Consider the following 14486-nt stretch of genomic DNA (forward strand, 5'->3'; position numbering starts at 1 on the left):
GTTTACGTCAGAGTATGTTCTCGTTGCAGCCGACGGGGGTCGGGTTTTCTCGGAAGGACAGATGAAAGCGAAGCGCTCCGTCGCGATTCTCGCAGTGACCGGAATCGCCGTGGTTTCCGTTGTCGCCGGTATCGACCTCTTCAGCTCTCCTGGGAGCAGTAGTGCGTCGGAGAAGGTGTCCGGGCGGGCCGAGATGGCCGTGCTGAACAGTGGGAAGGCGATCCCTTCCGCGACCACGCCGTCGGCCAATCCGCAGTCGGCCGCCGAGCTCGCCGCCGAGGCGGTCCGGATGCGGAACCAGGTCGAGGCCATCGAGCAGCAGCGCACCGCCCTGCAGGACGCGGCCGCGGTGAAGATGAAGGCCAAGAACGCCGCCTTGAAGCGCTATGAGGCACTTCGGGAGGCCCAGCGCTCGTCGAGCGAGGAGCGGGCCAGCCGGGACGCCGAGCGGAAGAAGTACGAGGGCACGCCGAAGGAGGTCGCGATGAACCTCCTCCCCGACCACGGCTGGAGCCAGAGCCAGTTCAGCTGCCTGGAGAAGCTCTGGAACAAGGAGTCCCGCTGGAAGGTCAGCGCCGACAATCCGACGTCCACGGCCTACGGCATCCCGCAGGCGCTCCCCGGCAACCGTATGGCGGCGTACGGCAAGGACTGGCGGACCAACCCGGTCACCCAGATCAAGTGGGGCCTGGACTACATCGAAGCCACCTACGGCTCGCCCTGCAGCGCTTGGGGCCACTCCCAGGCCAAGGGCTGGTACTGACCCGTCACCCGACGCGGAAGACCGGACCGTAGCTCCCGTCACCGGCCCTCTTCAGCAGGGTGCCCTGACCGGCTGGTGCCAGCGTGATCGGGTCGCCGCCCAGACGTACTGCCTGACCGCTCAGCCGGACGTCCTTGATGACGACGTCCCCCTTCGGACGGCCCAGTACGACGGCGTACACCGTCTCGCCCTTCTGGGTGAACATCACCTGGTCTCCGGCGGTAGTGGTCGCCGACGAGCGCGTCCACGGCCGGGTGCCGTCCAGTGCCTCCCGGTTGACCTTCAGCCAGGCTCCGATGTCGGTGAGTCTGCTCAGCTGCTCCGGGACGATCGCACCGTCGCCGCCGCTCGGTCCGACGTTCAGCAGCAGTGCACCGTTATTGGCTGCCGCCTTGGCGAGTGAAGCGATCAGATCGGTCGACTTGGCGTAGTCCTGGTCGTTCTCCTCGCGGTTGTAGCCGAACGAGCCGCCGATACCGCGGTCCTGCTGCCAGAACTTGTCCTGGACGGTGTCGAAGTCCGTGTACTCCGGTGTCCGGAAGTCACTGTGCGGAGCGGGCTTCTGGGTGTTGATGCTGTCCGCCACACCGGGCAGTTTGAACAGGCCCTTCATGAGCTGGTCGAACCCCCAGCGCATCGGCTTCGGACCCATCACCTGCCGCCCGAACGACGCCGTACTCCAGCGATCGTCGACGACCCCCTCCGGGACGGTGTTGTAGTAGTCCGCCAGCACCGAGTAGAGCCGTTTGGAGCCGGTCGGCCAGGCGATGTCGTTCCACAGGATGTCCGGCTTGTACCGCGTGATCAGCTCGCGTACCTGCGCCACGGCGTACTCGCGGTAGTCCTCGCCGTAATGCAGGTAGGCGTAGTCGCCCAGCGTCTTCACGGTCTTGCGCTGGAACGTCCAGTCGACCCCACCGGAGTAGTAGACGCCGAACCTGAGGCCCTGCTTGCGGACGGCCGCGGCCAGCTCACCCATCAGATCCCGCTGGGCGTGGAAGTCCGGTGCGTGCGGGTTGCGGACCTTCGTGGGCCACAGGGAGTACCCGTCGGCGTACTTGGCCGTCACCACGATGTACGACGCTCCGGCCGCCTTGAACTGCGCCGCCCACCGGTCCGGGTTCCAGTTGGCCAGACCGGCGTCGAACTGCATGGTGAAGTCGCTGTACGGCGCGTCGCCGTAGTGCTCGCGGTGATAGCTCGCGGTCGGCGACTTCGGGTCCTTCATCGCGTTCGCGTAGTCCTCGGCGTACGGGTTGTGGGTCATCGCGTGCCCGTACTGCGTCTCGAGCAGCTTGCTGAACGTGGTGCCCTTCGGCGCGAAGCCCGGGACCGAGTAGAGGCCCCAGTGGATCATGATCCCGAACTTCGCGTCGGCGAACCACTTCGGCAGCGGATGCTTGTTCAGCGACTCCACGGTGGCCTCGTACGGCCCGTCGGTCGTCATCTCGGCCTTGCGGTCGTCCTGCCACCTCCAGACCACGGAACCGCCGGCGAAGACCAGTACCAGTACGACGACCACCACGGCGAACCGCAGCAGGAACCTGCCGATCCCGCGAAAGGTGCGTTTGGCAAAGATCATGTCTGCGATCCTGCCGTCGTACGGCGATCCCGCGGATCAGCCCGCCGTACGTCGTTGCCGTCGTTCGGGGGACCTGCGCCTCCACCGAAAGTATCGCCGCACTGGGCTGTTCACGCGCTACGGTCGGTCAAGTGGACACGGGGATCGTCGCCGCGCTGATCGCGCCCGGATCGCGGAGTGCGCCGGGCTGCGGGCGGTTGACCCCGCGGGACCGGGTTGTGGACTTCGCCTGCGTGCTGATCGCCTTCCTGCTCGGGCTGATCGCGGTGGGGGATGTGGAGCCGCCGCCCCGGATCGGTCCGCTGCCACACTGGCTGGACGTGTCGCTGTGCATCGCCGGTGCGCTGTCACTGCTGCTCCGTAGGCGCTGGCCGACCGGTCTGGCCGTGCTGATGATCCCGGCGTCCACTCTGGTGCCGTCAGTGGGTGCAGCGGGCGGTCTGGCGCTGTTCAACGCTGCTGTGCACCGTCGGCCTGCTGTCAGCCTCTCGCTGTGTGCGGTGGCGATGGCGTCCTGCATGATTCAGTTCTGGCTCTATCCGGTTGCTGACGTCCCCAATGGCTACTGGATCGCTGTGACGCTCACAGCGCTCGCCTGTCTGGTGCTGGTCGCCTGGGGGATCGTGATTCGGACCAGGCGGCAGCTGATGGCGTCACTGACCGAGCGTGCGGTCCGGGCCGAGTCGGAGCAGCAGTTGCGCGTCGAGCAGGGGCAGCGGCGGGAGCGGGAGCGGATCGCCCGGGAGATGCATGACGCGCTCGGGCATCGCTTGTCGTTGCTGAGCATGCATGCCGGTGCGCTGGAGTTCCGGCCGGACATGCCGTCCGCTGAGCTGTCACGTGCCGCTGGCGTGATCCGGTCCAGTGCACGCGACTGCGTGGACGACCTGCGCGAGATTGTCGGCGTACTGCGGTCTCAGCACACCGGTGACTGGTCGGGACGAGGCATAGCCGAGCTGGACGAACTAGTGGCCGAGTCACGGGCTGCCGGCACGCAGATCGAGCTAGAGATGGCGGCTGAGCTCACTGCGGTGCCGGACTCGATCGGGCGGCACGCGTACCGGATCATCCAGGAAGGGCTGACGAATGCGCGGAAACACGCTCCTCACCAGCCGGTTCGAGTGGTGGTGAGCGGTGCGGTCGGCGCCGGCCTGTCGGTGGAGGTCTCGAACCGGTTGGAGCCCGGCCCGGCGGGTCCCGGTTCGCGCGTGGGGTTGATTGGGCTGGCCGAGCGGGCGTCCCTGGCAGGTGGGCGGTTCGAGCACGGTCCGACGTCGGACGGTGAGTTCCGGCTCGCGTGCTGGTTGCCGTGGGTGGCCTACGATGACGGGCGTGAGTGAACCGGTCCGACTGCTCTTGGTCGACGACGATCCACTCGTGCGGGCAGGGCTGTCCAGCATGCTGTCCGGTGCCCCGGAGCTGGAGCTGGTCGGTGCGGCCTCCGACGGGCAGCAGGCGGTCGATGCGGTGCGTGACCTGCGGCCGGACGTCGTACTGATGGACATCGGGATGCCGGTGCTGGACGGGGTTGCTGCGACTGCTGCGATCCGTAGGCGGGCCGGGGCGCCGGAGGTGGTCATGCTGACCACGTTCGGGTCGGATCAGGCTCTGGTGCGCGCGCTGCGTGCCGGTGCGTCGGGCTACCTGCTCAAGGACGCTGCACCGGCTGAGATCGTTGCCGCTGTGGTGAAGGCGGCATCTGGTGAGTCTGTACTGTCACCACAGTCCACGCGACAGCTGATGGACCACGTAGGTGCGGTCGACCAGGACAACCGCCGTACGACGGCTCTCGCAGCTCTGGCGCAGTTGACGGAGCGGGAGCGGGACGTCGTACTGGCCGTGGCTCAGGGCAGGAGTAATGCGGAAGCGGCTGCTGCTCTGGAGGTCGGGGTCGCGACGGTGAAGACGCATCTGACGAACTCGCTCGCGAAGCTCCAGCTCACCAACCGCGTGCAGCTCGCGCTGATGGCTCACGACGCCGGGCTGGTGTGACGGTGGAGCTGGCACGGGCAGTGAGTGAGCGGGGCGAACTGGTGCTGCGCCGGCGCGACGACGGGGCGTTGGAGTTGCGGGTCAACGGGGTCTTCGTGATGGACGATCAGGAGACGTCGAGCGAGGAGCTGCTGGCGTCGGCTGCGCTGGAGGCGGTGCGGCACCCGGATCGGGTGCTTGTCGGTGGGCTCGGACTTGGGTACACGGTCCGCGCGCTGCTGGCCGATTCCCGGCTCGGACAGGTGATCGTCGCGGAGATCGAGCCGGATGTGGTGTTCTGGATGCGCTCTGGCCTGGTCCCGTCGGTGCTCGACGACCCTCGCGTGGCTGTGGTGGTCGGTGACGTGCGAGCTGTCGTCGCGGATCTCTCCGACGCCTCCGTCGACGCCATCCTGCTCGACGTCGACAACGGCCCGGACTTCCTTGTCTACAACGAGAATTCGGCTATCTACTCAGCTGACTTCTTCAGCACCTGTCGCGCGAAGCTGCGTGCCGACGGCGTACTGACCGTCTGGTCCTCGTCGTCCTCGGAGGCGCTCGAGTCCGCCGTCGCCTCGGTGTTCGGTGCCTGTGTCGTCAAACCGGTGCCCGTCGAGCTCCAGGGCCGGGCCGAGACGTACTTCGTCTATCAGGGCTGTGGCGTTGTCCACAGGTAGAGGATCGGCCTGATCCGGCAACGCTCAGCGACGTACTCTTTTTGGTATGGGTGACGACGTGGAATTCAGGATCGAGCACGACACGATGGGCGAGGTCAAGGTGCCTCGCGACGCGTTGTGGCGGGCGCAGACGCAGCGTGCGGTGGAGAACTTCCCGATCTCCGGGCGGCCGCTGGCGCCGGCCCTCGTGCACGCGCTCGCGCAGATCAAGGCCTCGGCCGCGGTCGTGAACGCCTCGCTCGGAGTGCTCGACGCGGAGCGGTCGGCGGCGATCGTGGCCGCCGCGGACCAGGTGGCGGCGGGGGAGTTCGACGCGGAGTTCCCGATCGACGTCTTCCAGACCGGTTCGGGTACGTCGACCAACATGAACGCCAACGAGGTCCTGGCCACTCTCGCCACCCGCTCGCTCGGCGCGGACGTGCACCCGAACGATCACGTCAACGCGTCGCAGTCCAGCAACGACACCTTCCCGTCGGCCATCCATGTCGCGGCCACGGCCGGCGTCGTACAGGACCTGCTGCCGGCGTTGGAGCACCTCGCGGATTCCCTGTCCCGTAAGGGATCCGAGTTCGCCGAGGTGGTGAAGTCCGGGCGGACGCACCTGATGGACGCGACCCCGGTGACGCTCGGCCAGGAGTTCAACGGCTACGCGCAGCAGATCAGGCGCGGTGCCGCGCGGGTCCGGGCGACGCTCCCGAGGGTCGCCGAGTTGCCGCTCGGCGGGACGGCGGTCGGGACCGGGATCAACACGCCGCCCGGGTTCGCTGCCGCGGTGATCACCGAGCTGAACCGCCGGACCGGGCTGGAGCTGACCGAGGCCGAAGACCACTTCGAGGCCCAGGGTGCTCGGGACGGGCTGGTCGAGTTGTCCGGGCAGCTGAAGACGATCGCGGTCAGCCTGACGAAGATCTGCAACGATCTGCGCTGGATGGGTTCCGGGCCGCGCGCCGGGCTCGGCGAGATCGCGCTGCCGGACCTGCAACCCGGGTCGAGCATCATGCCCGGCAAGGTGAACCCGGTGATCTGCGAGGCGACGCTGATGGTCGCCGCCCAGGTGATCGGCAACGACGCCACGATCACCGTGGCCGGTGCCGGAGGCAACTTCGAGCTGAACGTGATGCTGCCGGTGATCGCGCGCAACCTGCTCGAGTCCATCAGCCTGCTGGCGAACAGCTCGCGGCTGCTCGCCGATCGCTGCGTCGACGGCATCACGGCGAACGTCGACCACGCCCGCGCCCTGGCCGAGTCGTCGCCCTCGATCGTGACGCCGCTGAACCGCTACATCGGGTACGAGAACGCGGCTGCCGTCGCCAAGAGTGCTTTGAAACAAGGGAAAACGATCCGCGAGGTCGTGATCGAGAACGGTCACGTCGAGAAGGGAGACCTGACCGAGGAGCAGCTGGACGCGGCCCTCGACGTACTGTCCATGACCCGGCCGGCGCAGTCGTGACAGAAGGCGTGAGCGATGGCGTGACCGATGGCCTGGTGCGGTACTGGGAGCCGGGTACGACGATCGAGTGGGTGTACGAGGGCACCGGGAAGCATGCGGACAAGCCGAACGTGCGGCCCATGACAGTGGTGCGTGACGACGCGGACGGGCTGGTCGCCTGGCTCGCGCCGGGTACGCCGCTGCTCAGACCGGTGCTCACCGACGGACGCGAGATGCGGCACGCCGGACCGGTGGCGATGTTCACCGCGGACCGGGCGCTGAAGCTCGACGTCTGGCGCGGGACCGGGATCCTCAAGGTGTCGCCGCCCGGGAAGCCGTGGTCGGTCTGGTATTTCTGGGGCGCCGACGGGACGTTCCACGGGTGGTACGTGAACCTCGAGCGGGAGCATGTGCGCGACTGGGCTTCCCGCCGTACCAGGACTGTCGATCATGTGCTCGACCTCTGGATCAACCCGGACCGCAGCATCGAGTGGAAGGACGAGGACGAGCTGGAGGGCGCCGTCACGGCCGGGCGCTTCACCGCCGCTGAGGCGGAGCAGATCGTCGCCGACGCGCACGCGGCGATCCGCGACATCGAGGCCTGGACGTCGCCGTTCTCCGACGACTGGCAGTCCTGGTCCGCGCCGCCGGACTGGCGACTGCCCGTCGCGCCGACGACCCACCAGCCCGACCTGATCGCGGAGGAGCTCCACAGCGGCTGACAACACAGGTGGGTCACGAGCGGTTGCAACTCACCGGTTTGGTCTTAGCTTGGAAGTATGTACACCATCGAGTTGCAGGCAGAGGAGCTCCAGCTACTGCGATCCGCACTCAGGAGCTACCTCCAGGCCTTCGGCCACAACGAAGCCGATCTCGTCCAGGCCGCGAAGACGCTGATGCTCAAACTGCCTGAAGTCGTCGACAGCAAGGCCGGCTGAGACACCGGCCGGGGGCGGTGAGGACCAGCCACATCAAGTGGCAGATGCCCCCTGAGCTGGAGGGTTACCCACTCAAAATCTCAGGGGGTAACCCTGCATTTCAGCAGGCAACCCACCGATTCACCTGCGCGAGCGCACCGTCAGCGGGACGGGTTTCTGGTGCGCTTACCAACCGCTGTTTTTCAGCTGCGCGGGCGTACCGTCAGGGGGATGGGTTTCTGGTGCGCTCGCCCACCGCTGTTTTTCAGCTGCGTGGGCGTACTGTCAGCGGGACGGGCTTCTTGGTGTCGGTGAAGAAGTCGTTGCCTTTGTCGTCGACGACGATGAAGGCCGGGAAGTCCTCGACCTGGATCTTCCAGATCGCCTCCATGCCGAGCTCCGGGTACTCGATCACGTCGACCGACTTGATGCAGTCCTGCGCCAGCCGCGCCGCCGGCCCGCCGATCGACCCGAGGTAGAACCCGCCGTGCTCCTTGCACGCCGCCGTCACCTTCGCCGACCGGTTGCCCTTGGCAAGCATCACGAACGATCCGCCCGCCGCCTGGAACTGATCGACGTACGCATCCATCCGCCCCGCGGTCGTCGGCCCGAACGATCCGGACGCATAACCCTCGGGCGTCTTCGCCGGCCCCGCGTAGTACACCGCGTGGTCCCGCAGGTACGACGGCATCGGTTCGCCCGCGTCCAGCCGCTCCTTGATCTTCGCGTGCGCGATGTCCCGCGCCACCACCAGCGGACCGGTCAGCGACAGCCGCGTCTTCACCGGCAGCTTGGACAGCTCGTCGCGGATCTCGCTCATCGGCCGGTTCAGATCGATGCGCACGACCTCGGCATCGTCGGCGAGGTGCTCGTCGGTGGTGTCCGGAAGGAATCGCGCCGGGTCGCGCTCGAGCTGCTCCAGGAACACACCCTCCGGCGTGATCTTCGCCAGCGCCTGCCGGTCCGCCGAGCAGGACACCGCGATCGCGACCGGGCAGGACGCGCCGTGTCGCGGCAGGCGGATCACCCGGACGTCGTGGCAGAAGTACTTCCCGCCGAACTGCGCCCCGATCCCGAACTCCTGCGTGAGCTTGAAGACCTCCTCCTCCAGCTCCACGTCCCGGAACCCGTGCCCGACAGGCGATCCCGCGGTCGGCAGCGTGTCGAGGTAGTGCGCGGAGGCGTACTTCGCGGTCTTCAGCGCGAACTCGGCCGACGTGCCGCCGACCACGACCGCCAGGTGGTACGGCGGGCAGGCGGCCGTACCCAACGACCTGATCTTCTCGTCCAGGAACTCCATCATCCGCGACGGGTTCAGGACCGCCTTCGTCTCCTGGTAGAGGAACGACTTGTTCGCGGAGCCGCCGCCCTTGGCCATGAACAGGAACTTGTACGCCGGGTCGCCCTTGGCCGGCGTGGAGTAGAGCTCGATCTGCGCCGGGAGGTTGGAGCCGGTGTTCTTCTCGTCCCACATGGTCAGCGGGGCCATCTGCGAGTAGCGCAGGTTCAGCTTGGTGTAGGCGTCGTACACGCCGCGGCTGATCCACTCCTCGTCGACCGCGCCGGTGAGGACGCCCTCGGACTTCTTGCCCATCACGATCGCGGTGCCGGTGTCCTGGCACATCGGGAGTACGCCGCCGGCCGAGATGTTCGCGTTCTTCAGCAGGTCGAGCGCGACGAACCGGTCGTTCCCGGACGCCTCCGGGTCGTCGATGATCCGCCGCAGTTGCGCGAGGTGCGCGGTCCGCAGGTAGTGCGAGATGTCGTGCATCGCCTCCGCGGTCAGCGCCTGCAGCACGTCCGGCTGCACCTGCAGGAACGTCCGGTCACCCGCGGTGAAGGTGCTGACACCCTCCGTCGTCAGCAGCCGGTACTCCGTCTCGTCGGCACCCAACGGCAACAGATCGGAGTAGTTGAAGTCGGCAGACACCGGGCATACCTCCACACAAGCTGGACTGGACCCTCAAAGCCTAGTTCTCCCCACCGCGCCCGCCGACGCGACCTCCGTCTCATCGCGGCGGGGAAAGAAATCGTCGCCCGGCGACGAATAGTTTCCCAGCAATCACCCCCGCACGACCCGCCAGTTCCCACCAGGTCCCTCCCGAGCGTCAGCCGGTTCCAGGCGACCCCCTCGCATCCATGCGCATCCCACCCCAGTTCATTGGCGAGCGGTATGTGGGTCAGGGGCAGGATCAGGGGCGAATCGGGGGAGAAACCTGGCGGCGGGTGGAGCGGGCCGCGCGTATGGTTTTGGGGTGGCTCAGGATGACGTTCCCCAGGAGAACCGCCCGCAGGATGTCGTGCCCGCGCAGGGCGGTGACGATCCGGTGCTGCGGCGCCGGGTGTCCGATCTCGAGCGGGAGGAGGTCGCCGACATCCTCCGTGACGCCGCGGGCGAGGGCCGGCTGTCGTACACCGAGCTCGAGGACAGGCTCGAGACGCTGTACAGCTCCAAGACGTACGGCGAACTGGTCGAGCTGACCGCTGACCTGCCGAACGGCCCGCGCGCGCAGAGCGTGCCGACCAGCACCCCGCAGTACGGCGGCGCACTGGTGGAATCCGGGCCGGTGATCAACGTGTTCCTGTCCGACTCCAAGCGGATGGGCAACTGGCTGGTCCCGCAGCGCCAGGAGGTGAACGCGGTCCTCGGCGACGTCACGCTCGACTACACCGAGGCGCAGATCCCGTTCGACGAGATCACGATCGACGTGAAGTCGATCCTCGCCGACGTGAAGATCCGGGTCCCGCAGAACGCGATCGTCCTCCTGGACAGCAACCCGATCCTCGGCTCCGTCTCCGAACAGGAAACCGGCCTCAAAGCCGTCCCTGACCCGAACGCCCAGCCCGCCGCCGCCAAACGGTTCCACATCCGAGGCACCGCCATCCTCGGCGAAATCAAAATCAAACGAGGCCCCCGCCTCTCCAAACGCCTCGGCCTCACCTGACCCATCGCTGTAACGGACAGTAGTGAGGTTGTTATAGCATCCTTGCTATGCCCTGGGGTACAGTTGAACTCGAGTCCGAGGTGCGCACCTGGCTCGAAGCTCTACCGACCGATCTGTTCGCACGCGTCGCTTTCTACGTGGACCTGCTTGCTGAGCGCGGTCCGCTGGTGGGGGAGCCGTACGCCAAGCAGATCGAGGGAAGCTGCGCGAGTTGCGCCGCTGGCTCGAGCAGGATGCGATGCGGATTACCTACTGGATCGCGAGCGACCGGCGGATCGTTCTGCTGACCGTGTCCAGGAAGAGCCGGATGCGGGAGGTGCGGGAGATCGACAGAGCGGTGCGGGCGTACCGAAAATGTGTACGGGAAGCGCACGTGGTCCCAGCGACGGAGGAGGACTGAGGTGACTGACCGGACCGGATGGGATGGTCTGCGGGAGCGCCGGATGGCCGAGCCTGGCGCGCTGGACGCGTACGACGCCACGCGCCGTGCGTTCGAACTGGGGGCGAGTGTTCGGACGATGCGCGAGCAGCGCGGCTGGACGCAGACGAGGCTGGCTGAGGCTGCTGGGATGACGCAGTCCGCGCTCGCTCGTTTCGAGGCCGGCGGGACGGTGCCCACCCTCGCACTGTTGGAGCGCATCGCCCAAGCGTTCCATGCGCAGCTCGTGGTGCGCTTCGACGAGACCACGCCTGCGGCCTAGCTGTTGTCGCTTGTCTCGCGGTGGTTCGTCAGCAGTTCGGTGAGCCAGGTTTGGAAGGTTTGTAGGTCGTTGAGGTGGTGCTGGGTGAGGATGAGGTGCTTGGCCCAGATGTTCTTCGGGTAGACGTGGAGTTGGCGGGCCATTTTGGGGCCGGAGACGGGGCCGATGGAGCCGATCTCGTCCCAGGGCATGAAGCGGCGGCGGCCTTGGTGGATGCCGCGGTGGTCGACGACGAGGATCGGGCGCTGGGTGACGAGCTGCCAGACGAGCATGGCGACAATGCCGACATACGCCGCGATCTGCAGATAGGCGAGGAAGCGCCAGCCGCCGTCGTCGAGCATGCTCGGTAGCTGGCTGGTCGTCATCAAAGCCCCGGGCACCACGAACCAAAACCCCGGGTACTGCATGAACGACCAGCGGCGTAGCGGGAACTCGACGCGGCTGTTGCGATGCCACTCGACCATCCAGGCCTCGGGCAGTCGCTCGCCCATGACGGTCATGTCGCCCCCAGCTCTCACAACTCCACCCCGGAGCAAGAGACACTGTAGTGCACCACACTTGGCGCATGCGGCGGATTCGCGTGGTGCTCAGTTGGGCGTTCGTACGCGGTCCGGCCGCGGCGTACGCGCTGGCCGACTCCGGCTCGTCGCTGTTCGGGATCGGGTCCGTGCTCGTCCTGGTTGTGGTCGCCGCGCTCGGCTCCGGCATCGGTGCTTTGGTCGGCCTCATCGCTCACCGTCCGGTCGGAGACGCGGTCTTCGTCGGTGGGATGATCGGGATCGGCGCGGTGATGGCCTACCTGGTGCTGATGCTGGTTGTCGTGGCTGTTCTCTGGGTCCGCGGCCTCAGTCCGTCCGACGCGGCGAGCGGCGAGAAGCTGCCCGGGCGGCACGCCGCCCGGGGTTACGGATGGCGGCGGCCCGGCGAACCACTGGTGCCGGGAAGTCTCGTGCTGTTCTTTGCACTGATGACCTTGGCGTTCGGCAGTCTCGGGGTGCACGCGCGACAGGTGTCGAGACCCTGGGACGGGCCGACGGCGACGACCAACGGGACGGTTGTCGCCGTGCACGAGCCGGCGTGGTTCGAGAAGGGCAGTGGGACGGTGGACATCCGGTACACCGTCGCGGGAGTGGAGCACGTGATCGAGACCGGAAGGGATCCCGGCGAGCACGTGCTCGCGCTCGGCGAGGTCGTACCCGTCGAGTACGACGTCGCCGAGCCGGCGAAGGCCCGTAGTACCTGGGCTGTCGAGTCCGCGCGGTCGGACGCCACGTTCTGGTTGTGGCTCGGCGGCGGGTGCGGCGTACTGGGACTGCTCAGCGGTGTCGGTTACCTCGTCGGGCGGTTGCGGTCCAGCGGCCGGCGTGGCGGTTGATCTCGATCGGATGGTCGAACGTCGCCGAGATCAGTTCGGTGGTGATCACGTCGTCGACCGGGCCGGCGGACAGCACGCGGCCCTCGCGGAGGAGGGCGGCGTGCGTGGTACAGGTGGGGAGCTCCTCGAGGTGATGGGTGACGAGGACCCACGCCAGGTGCGAGTGGCTCAGGTGGATCTGGTCGAGCGTCTCGAGTAGTTGCTCGCGCGCCGCGACGTCCAGTCCGGTCGACGGCTCGTCCAGCAGTAGCAGTTGCGGGTCCGAGATCAGCGCCCGCGCGATCAGCGCGCGACCACGTTCGCCCTGGGACAGCGTGGTCCAGTGCGCGCCGGCCAGCCCGCCGATCCCGAGCATGTCGATCAGCTCGAGAGCACGAGCCTCCTCTGCGGGAGTCGGCTCCCAGCGCGGCATGCGCTCGATCGTCCCGGTGAGACCGGTCAGTACGACGTCCCGGATGCTCAACGGCGACCGCAGCGGGTGCCGCGGGTTCACGTGCCCGATGGACTCCCGCAGGGTGCGAATGTCGACCGTACCGAGCCGGCGTCCGAGGATCTCGACCGTACCGCGGGTGGGATGCGTGACCGCGCCGCACAACCCGAGCAAGGTGCTCTTCCCGGCGCCGTTCGGCCCGAGCAGCGCCCACCGCTCACCTTCGCCCGCGGTCAGCGACACCCCGGACAGCAACGCCTTGCCGTCCCGGACGAAGTCGACGTCCTTCAGTTCGAGCACCCGTAAACCTCCTCGTACAACGCCTTCAACTCCTCCGCACTCGCTTCCCGCCCGGTCGCGTCCGTATGCCGCTGCACGTGCCCCGCGAACTCGCGCTCCTGCTCCGGAGCGAGCCGAATGCCGTACACAGACTCCAGCACATGTGCGATCCCGCCCTTACCGGACTGGCTGTTCACCCGTACGACGGCCTCGTACCCGCGCCCGACGTCCGCCGGATCGATCGGCAGATAAGGCACTTCCCAGACACCGGGCCGCTGTACGGCGAACCCCTTGCGGATCGCGTCCTGATGGGTTCCCGAGAAGGCGGTGTAGACGAGCTCACCGACGTACGGATGCCGTGGATGGATCGGCATCCGCGTGCAGTACTCGACCACTTCGCGGATCCCGTCGATGTCCGAGAAGTCGATCATCGGGTCGACGCCCTGCGCGTGCAGGTTGAGCGCGAGGGTGGCGATGTCGACGTTGCCGGTGCGTTCGCCGTTGCCGAAGACGCAGCCCTCGACCCGCTGCGCTCCCGCTAGCACTGCTAGCTCCGCGCAGGCGACGCCCGTACCGCGGTCGTTGTGCGGATGCACCGACAGGATGACGCCGTCGCGACGCGGCAGGTTCTGGTGCATGTACTCGATCTGGTCGGCGTACACGTTCGGCGTGGCGGCCTCGATCGTCGCGGGGAGGTTCAGGATCACCGGCCGCTCCGGCGTCGCGTCCCACTGCTTGGTGAGGTGATCCGCCAGCTCGAGTACGTAGTCCGGCTCGGTCAGGTTGTAGACCTCGGGCGAGAACTGGAACCGCACCGAGTCCCCGGCCAGCCGTTGGATCTCCTCGGAGCCGGCATAGATCATCGACGCCAGTTCGTCACGGGTACGACGCAGTACGACGTCCCGCCAGACCGGCGCGGTCGCGGCGTACATGTGGATCACCACATCGCCGCGCATCCCCGCCACCGACTCCACGGTCCGCTCGATCAGGTCGCGGCGGGCCGGTGTGAACACCACGATCGTGACGTCGTCCGGCACGAGGTCGGACGTGGCCAGCAGTCTCACGAAGTCGAAGTCGGTCTGGGACGCGGACGGGTAGCCGACCTCGATCTCTTTGTAGCCGATGGCAACCATCAGCTCGAAGAACCGGCGCTTGCGTTCGGGGTCCATCGGGTCGGCCAGCGCCTGGTTGCCGTCCCGGAGGTCGACCGGCACCCAGAGCGGCGCCTGCGTGATCCGGCGATCCGGCCAGGTGCGGTCGACGGGTGCGACCGGGACCCTGGCGAAGATGTCGCGGTAGCGGTGGCTCGGCATGGGGGAGGGCTGCTGACGATTCATGACTGGTCCTTCCGGGGAGCGGGGGAGGACCGGCGGACGACTGCACTCCACGGAGGGAGCGCCGGTCGAATCAGCTCCCG

At 67.5% G+C, this 14486-nt stretch carries 16 protein-coding genes; 11 read left to right on the forward strand and 5 right to left on the reverse strand.

Going from position 1 to position 14486, the window contains the following annotated elements; translation table 11 throughout:
• The first annotated feature begins 61 nt into the window (after positions 1–61).
• The gene (locus EV651_RS06700) at positions 62–763 is read left to right on the forward strand and encodes a hypothetical protein (protein ID WP_133783074.1); all 702 of its coding nucleotides are present in this window, start codon (positions 62–64) and stop codon (positions 761–763) included.
• A 4-nt stretch (positions 764–767) separates the two neighbouring features.
• Here EV651_RS06700 and EV651_RS06705 read toward each other — a convergent pair whose 3' ends face one another.
• Positions 768–2345, reverse strand: a complete 1578-nt coding sequence (locus EV651_RS06705) for an alpha-L-fucosidase (protein ID WP_133783076.1) — start codon at positions 2343–2345, stop codon at positions 768–770.
• A 131-nt stretch (positions 2346–2476) separates the two neighbouring features.
• On the opposite strand from EV651_RS06705, the gene EV651_RS06710 reads away from it, so the two are divergent.
• The 6 genes from EV651_RS06710 to EV651_RS41230 are packed head-to-tail and all read left to right on the forward strand — an operon-like array spanning position 2477 to position 7360.
• The gene (locus EV651_RS06710; protein WP_133783078.1) at positions 2477–3685 is read left to right on the forward strand and encodes a sensor histidine kinase; all 1209 of its coding nucleotides are present in this window, start codon (positions 2477–2479) and stop codon (positions 3683–3685) included.
• Positions 3669–4337, forward strand: a complete 669-nt coding sequence (locus EV651_RS06715) for a response regulator transcription factor (RefSeq protein ID WP_133783080.1) — start codon at positions 3669–3671, stop codon at positions 4335–4337. The genes EV651_RS06710 and EV651_RS06715 overlap by 17 nt, the downstream gene beginning before the upstream one ends.
• A gap of 2 nt (positions 4338–4339) precedes the next feature.
• A complete protein-coding gene (locus EV651_RS06720) occupies positions 4340–4993 on the forward strand; it encodes a hypothetical protein (protein ID WP_238156702.1) in 654 nt (217 codons plus the stop codon).
• Between the two features lie 46 nt (positions 4994–5039).
• Positions 5040–6443 (forward strand): aspartate ammonia-lyase, encoded by a 1404-nt coding sequence (locus EV651_RS06725; RefSeq protein ID WP_133783084.1) that lies wholly within the window; start codon positions 5040–5042, stop codon positions 6441–6443.
• A 20-nt stretch (positions 6444–6463) separates the two neighbouring features.
• Positions 6464–7144 (forward strand): DUF402 domain-containing protein, encoded by a 681-nt coding sequence (locus EV651_RS06730; RefSeq protein WP_238156703.1) that lies wholly within the window; start codon positions 6464–6466, stop codon positions 7142–7144.
• Positions 7145–7201: 57 nt separating this feature from the next.
• Complete coding sequence (locus tag EV651_RS41230; RefSeq protein WP_166658517.1) at positions 7202–7360, forward strand: hypothetical protein; 159 nt, start codon at positions 7202–7204, stop codon at positions 7358–7360.
• A 244-nt stretch (positions 7361–7604) separates the two neighbouring features.
• Here the strand turns inward: EV651_RS41230 and EV651_RS06735 are convergent, their stop codons facing one another.
• Positions 7605–9269, reverse strand: coding sequence for a fumarate hydratase (locus tag EV651_RS06735; RefSeq protein ID WP_133783086.1), 1665 nt, complete (start codon positions 9267–9269; stop codon positions 7605–7607).
• A 325-nt stretch (positions 9270–9594) separates the two neighbouring features.
• Between EV651_RS06735 and EV651_RS06740 the strand changes: the two genes are divergently transcribed.
• The 3 genes from EV651_RS06740 to EV651_RS06750 all read left to right on the forward strand — a co-directional run bounded on the left by EV651_RS06740 (position 9595) and on the right by EV651_RS06750 (position 10985).
• Positions 9595–10284, forward strand: a complete 690-nt coding sequence (locus EV651_RS06740; protein ID WP_133783088.1) for a DUF1707 domain-containing protein — start codon at positions 9595–9597, stop codon at positions 10282–10284.
• A gap of 238 nt (positions 10285–10522) precedes the next feature.
• Positions 10523–10684: a hypothetical protein gene (locus tag EV651_RS41800; protein ID WP_202870189.1), complete on the forward strand. Its 162-nt coding sequence runs from the start codon at positions 10523–10525 to the stop codon at positions 10682–10684.
• Between the two features lies 1 nt (position 10685).
• Entirely contained in the window at positions 10686–10985 is a 300-nt protein-coding gene (locus tag EV651_RS06750; protein WP_238156704.1) for a helix-turn-helix transcriptional regulator, read from the forward strand.
• Here EV651_RS06750 and EV651_RS06755 read toward each other — a convergent pair.
• Entirely contained in the window at positions 10982–11503 is a 522-nt protein-coding gene (locus EV651_RS06755; RefSeq protein WP_133783090.1) for a hypothetical protein, read from the reverse strand. The genes EV651_RS06750 and EV651_RS06755 overlap by 4 nt on opposite strands.
• 47 nt (positions 11504–11550) lie before the next feature.
• On the opposite strand from EV651_RS06755, the gene EV651_RS06760 reads away from it, so the two are divergent.
• The gene (locus EV651_RS06760; protein ID WP_133783092.1) at positions 11551–12360 is read left to right on the forward strand and encodes a DUF3592 domain-containing protein; all 810 of its coding nucleotides are present in this window, start codon (positions 11551–11553) and stop codon (positions 12358–12360) included.
• Here the strand turns inward: EV651_RS06760 and EV651_RS06765 are convergent.
• Together EV651_RS06765 and EV651_RS06770 are read right to left on the reverse strand one after the other, a co-directional pair.
• Positions 12302–13090 (reverse strand): ABC transporter ATP-binding protein, encoded by a 789-nt coding sequence (locus EV651_RS06765; RefSeq protein ID WP_133783094.1) that lies wholly within the window; start codon positions 13088–13090, stop codon positions 12302–12304. The genes EV651_RS06760 and EV651_RS06765 overlap by 59 nt on opposite strands.
• Entirely contained in the window at positions 13078–14406 is a 1329-nt protein-coding gene (locus tag EV651_RS06770) for a 2-isopropylmalate synthase (RefSeq protein WP_133783095.1), read from the reverse strand. Before EV651_RS06770 ends, EV651_RS06765 begins: the two co-directional genes overlap by 13 nt.
• Positions 14407–14486: the final 80 nt, after the last annotated feature.

The sequence above is a fragment of the Kribbella sp. VKM Ac-2571 genome, assembly GCF_004362255.1.
Classification (GTDB): domain Bacteria; phylum Actinomycetota; class Actinomycetes; order Propionibacteriales; family Kribbellaceae; genus Kribbella; species Kribbella pratensis.